The following is a 3,968-nucleotide window of genomic DNA, read 5'->3' on the forward strand; positions in this document are numbered from 1 at the left end:
ATGATAACACCAGGAACTGTACCGGTACCACCATAAGCAGAAGCACCACCAATAAGTCAATCACAGTCCTTCTCCTGTATGTTTTTCCTTACTGCTCGAATCTGCCCTTCATCTTCACTTCCTGCTCCCACACAGCGACCTTGCCGCGGGCAAACAGGCTGTTGATGTTGAGATTCTCATCCAGTACCAGAAGGTCTGCGTCTGCGCCTTCCGCTACACAGCCCTTGATTCCTTCTTTGCCAAGGAGTACGGCCGGAGTGCTGGTCAGAAGCTGTAAGGCATCCTCCAGCGGCATGCCCTCTCTTACCAGGATCTGGATGGTACGGTGCAGATACTTCGGGGACGCGTAGGTCAGGCCAATGCACTCGCCCTCTTCGTTGAAGCGCGGCTGGCTTCCGAACGCGTCACTGGACATGGTTACATGATCCAGGCTCACATCTTCGCGGTGCAACAGCTCATAGAGCTTCAGAGCATCGGATTCGACCTCCACATCATCGGCGCCGGCGGTGCAGTCAATGTAGCCGCCACGGCGCACCAGATCCGCGCCGGCATCAATCAGTCCAGGATTGCGTAAGATGTGGGTCGGCAGCAGGTTCTTGGCTGGAACGTCGGAATGATCCAGCACATAGAAAATCGGATCCAGTCTTCCCTCTCCGTCACCCATGTGCATGGTTACCAGGCCAGGGGTATTGCTGAGTAAGCCGGCTCTGCGCGCTGCAGTAGCCAGCGCGATCAGCTCTTCTCCGCCTGGGTTGGAGCTTCTGTGGTCCGATACCGCTACCTTCACACCGATCATCGGTGGAACCAGGATGATATCGCGCTCTACACTTCCGATCAGGGTGGTCGGCGGGTAACCATAGGAACTGGTCAGAGTGTACACGGTCATGCCCTCTTCGGTCAGGGCGCGAGCTTTTGCGACCAGATTTTCCACACTGCGGGTTACGCCATCGGTTCCCAGAAGTCCGACTACCGTGGTAATACCATTTTTGAAGAATTCACTGAGCTGGGATTCCGGTACACGGGATGCCGGCCCCTGCTCTCCGCCGCCGCCTGTGATATGCACGTGCATGTCAATGTAAGCCGGAACAACGGTCTTTCCCTCCAGATCATAGGTTTCCACTCCCGGAAGTCCCTCATATCCCTCAATAGTATCCTGCATCAGAAGGATTTTTTCCCCCTCAATAAGGATATCTTTCTTTCCCAGTTTCTCCGGTGCGTACACATTCGCGTTTTTCAGTAACTTGATCATAATGTCAATTCTCCTGTCTCTTTCTTTTCCGCTTTTCTATTTCAAAGCTTCTGTCAGTCTGTCTCAAAGGTGCCTTTTACCAGTGCTTTTCCATACTCCACCATTTTCTGTCCACGGACAAATACCGTATCTACCAGAAATTCCTCATCCAGGATCACAAGATCCGCGTCGCTGCCCGGACGGATGCAGCCCTTTTTCGGGAATAATCCGTTGGCTCTGGCCGGGTTCTCCCCGCAGATGCGGATGGCTTTTTCCACCGGAACCCCTGCCTTTACAGCATCACGCACTTCCTCATGCAGGGAAGAAAGCCGTGTAACCAGAAGCTTTGCGCCGCCCCCGCCAATCACATGAACATGCTGGTCCACATAACCAGGAATTACCATTTTTCCATCTGCAGAAACAACTTCCACCGGAGCAGAAAGTTCCGGTGGATCGATGTGTTCTGCCACAGAAAATACTTTTTCATCTACGATCAGGATATCACGGATTCCTTTTGGATCCGGATCATACAGATTCGCGTTTTTAATCAAAAGCACTCTGGACATCGTATTTAGTTCTCCTTTTTCTTCTCATCATCGAGCTTGGCAATACCAAATCCGGTAAAGCCCCAGATGATTGCAAAAATCCAGCCGGTGTAGCACAGGATTGCCCATGGAAGGTAATCCAAAGTCTCTACGCCAAGGGTGGAAGCCATGTAAGCACCTGCTGCGGACCACGGGATCAGCGGTACAACTACGGTACCGGCATCCTCAAGGGTTCTGGACAGGTTCTTTGCCGCAAGCCCGCGCTCTTTGTAAGCGTCACGGAACATCTCGCCCGGAATCAGAATGGCAAGGTAAGAGTTACCGGTGGTCAGTGCCATGGTAATGCAGGCTGCAACGGTTGCGGTGATCAGCGCACCGGTACTCTTTGCCACGCTTAAGATCTTCTGGAGTACCACATCCAGACAGCCAGCCCGGCTCATGATACCTGCGAAGCAGAATGCGCAGAATACCAGAAGTGTGGTGCTCATAATGCCGTTCATACCGCCGCGGTTTAACAGCTTGGTTACGGCCTCGGAACAGGTCTCGGTGTCAAATCCTGCACGGTGGATCATGGATACATCAAAACCGTTTACGGTTGCCTTTAACACATCTCCTAACGCTACGTGCTGAATGAAGACACTCTCCAAGCCTGCTACAAAAGTAGAAAGAAGCATAACCGGAATGGTTGGCTTCTGAAGCAGGGAGCCGCCCAGCACGATCACTACCGGAATGATGATCAGCAGGTTCCAGCTGTACATGGAAGAAAGCTGGCTTAATAAAGTAGTAACGGTGTCAGAAGTAATATCTGCGCTTACATCTGCGTTCATACCAACAATGGCATATACCACCAGGGAAACGATGGTTGCTGGGACAGTGGTGTAGAACATATGTCCGATATGCTCATACAGTGTGCTGCCTGCCGCGATCGGAGCCAGGTTTGTGGTATCGGACAGCGGAGACATCTTGTCACCAAAGTAGGAACCTGCGATGCAGGCGCCTGCAGTAGCCGGAAGGGATACGCCAAGGGCGCTTGCGATTCCCATCAGGGCAACACCCATGGTTGCAACGGAACCCCAGGAGGTACCGGTAACAACCGAAACCACTGCCTCGATCAGGAACGCGGTAACCAGCATGAATTTCGGGTTTACGATCTGGACGCCGTAATAAATCATCATCGGAATGGTACCGGATGCCATCCAGGTACCAACCATAGCGCCAACACATACAAGAATCAGGATGGCAGGCATGCCCTTTGCAATCTTGGTGCAGATCTCATCCATCATCTCATCCCAGGTAATGCCTACACGGAACGCGATAAATGCTGCGATTGCAGCTACCATGATCAGAAGCGGCTCTGTGCTGTAGCCGAATACGCCTTTTCCGATGGTAAGGATCAGGAGCATTGCGACGATCGGTGTGATCGATTCCGCAAAAGTGGGCAGACGTTTGGCCCGTTCTTTCTTTTCTTTCATTTGTAGTTTCTCCTTTTAGCCTCCTTCGTGACAGTTTCACATTTTATCACGGCAGAGTATTAAGATTTGGACTTATTATATCAGAAAAGATAACGGGCAACAACTAAAACTTTATATTTTTTTATTTTCTTGTTACACGGGAGTTTGACACATTGAAATTCAAAAAAGTACCGCAAAGCCTTGAAACAGGCTTATTTTTTTGTCAAATTTTTATTTTTATTATATAGTAATATTTAGTGATATGTACTATAACAGTGGAAGCGGTAATTATTGTGCGTATAACAACATCAAAATCAAAAAATTCCGAGTCCTTTTATATCACTCAGTCCTATACAAATCCGGTTATTAAACCGCGCTTTGAAAGGAACTTATACTACAGAACAATTGCTCCATATTTTAAAAGACATAAAATTTGCAGATGTAGAAAAACAGGGTTTCATGCCGGTATATGAACGTCAGAAAATCACTGACGATCTCCACGAAACCTGTGGATTCAGAACAGACTATCAATTCATAACAAAACGGAAAATGAAAGGAATTCAGAAAAAAAGTAAGCGGAGATAAAACATTACTATGTTTCGTGTATGCAGATAAAAGTGCCACACCCCTTGTATTTGAAGGGCACTGAAAAACTTCCATTTCTTCTTAAGTGGAAGTTTTTCTTTTATCTATAAATGAGCAAATTTGAAAAATTGCACAAAACTACACTGCGAATTTCATAAA

General features: G+C 48.7%; 3 protein-coding genes and 1 pseudogene. 1 reads left to right on the plus strand and 3 read right to left on the minus strand.

All coding sequences use genetic code 11. The features are described from left to right. Positions 1–88 precede the first annotated feature (88 nt). The 3 genes from iadA to nhaC are packed head-to-tail and all read right to left on the minus strand — an operon-like array spanning position 89 to position 3,245. Entirely contained in the window at positions 89–1,249 is a 1,161-nt protein-coding gene (gene iadA / locus NE638_RS17575) for a beta-aspartyl-peptidase (RefSeq protein ID WP_173746841.1), read from the minus strand. A 53-nt stretch (positions 1,250–1,302) separates the two neighbouring features. Continuing rightward, entirely contained in the window at positions 1,303–1,794 is a 492-nt protein-coding gene (locus NE638_RS17580) for an amidohydrolase family protein (protein WP_015526032.1), read from the minus strand. 5 nt (positions 1,795–1,799) lie between these two features. Next, the gene (gene nhaC / locus NE638_RS17585) at positions 1,800–3,245 is read right to left on the minus strand and encodes a Na+/H+ antiporter NhaC (protein ID WP_015526033.1); all 1,446 of its coding nucleotides are present in this window, start codon (positions 3,243–3,245) and stop codon (positions 1,800–1,802) included. A gap of 336 nt (positions 3,246–3,581) precedes the next feature. Here nhaC and NE638_RS18495 point away from each other — a divergent pair. Beyond that, a pseudogene (locus tag NE638_RS18495) lies at positions 3,582–3,809 on the plus strand (IS1634 family transposase); the annotation flags it as partial. Positions 3,810–3,968 lie beyond the last annotated feature (159 nt).

The organism is Blautia sp. MSK.18.38 (genome assembly GCF_024460535.1).
In the GTDB taxonomy this organism is placed as follows: Bacteria; Bacillota; Clostridia; order Lachnospirales; family Lachnospiraceae; genus Blautia_A; species Blautia_A fusiformis.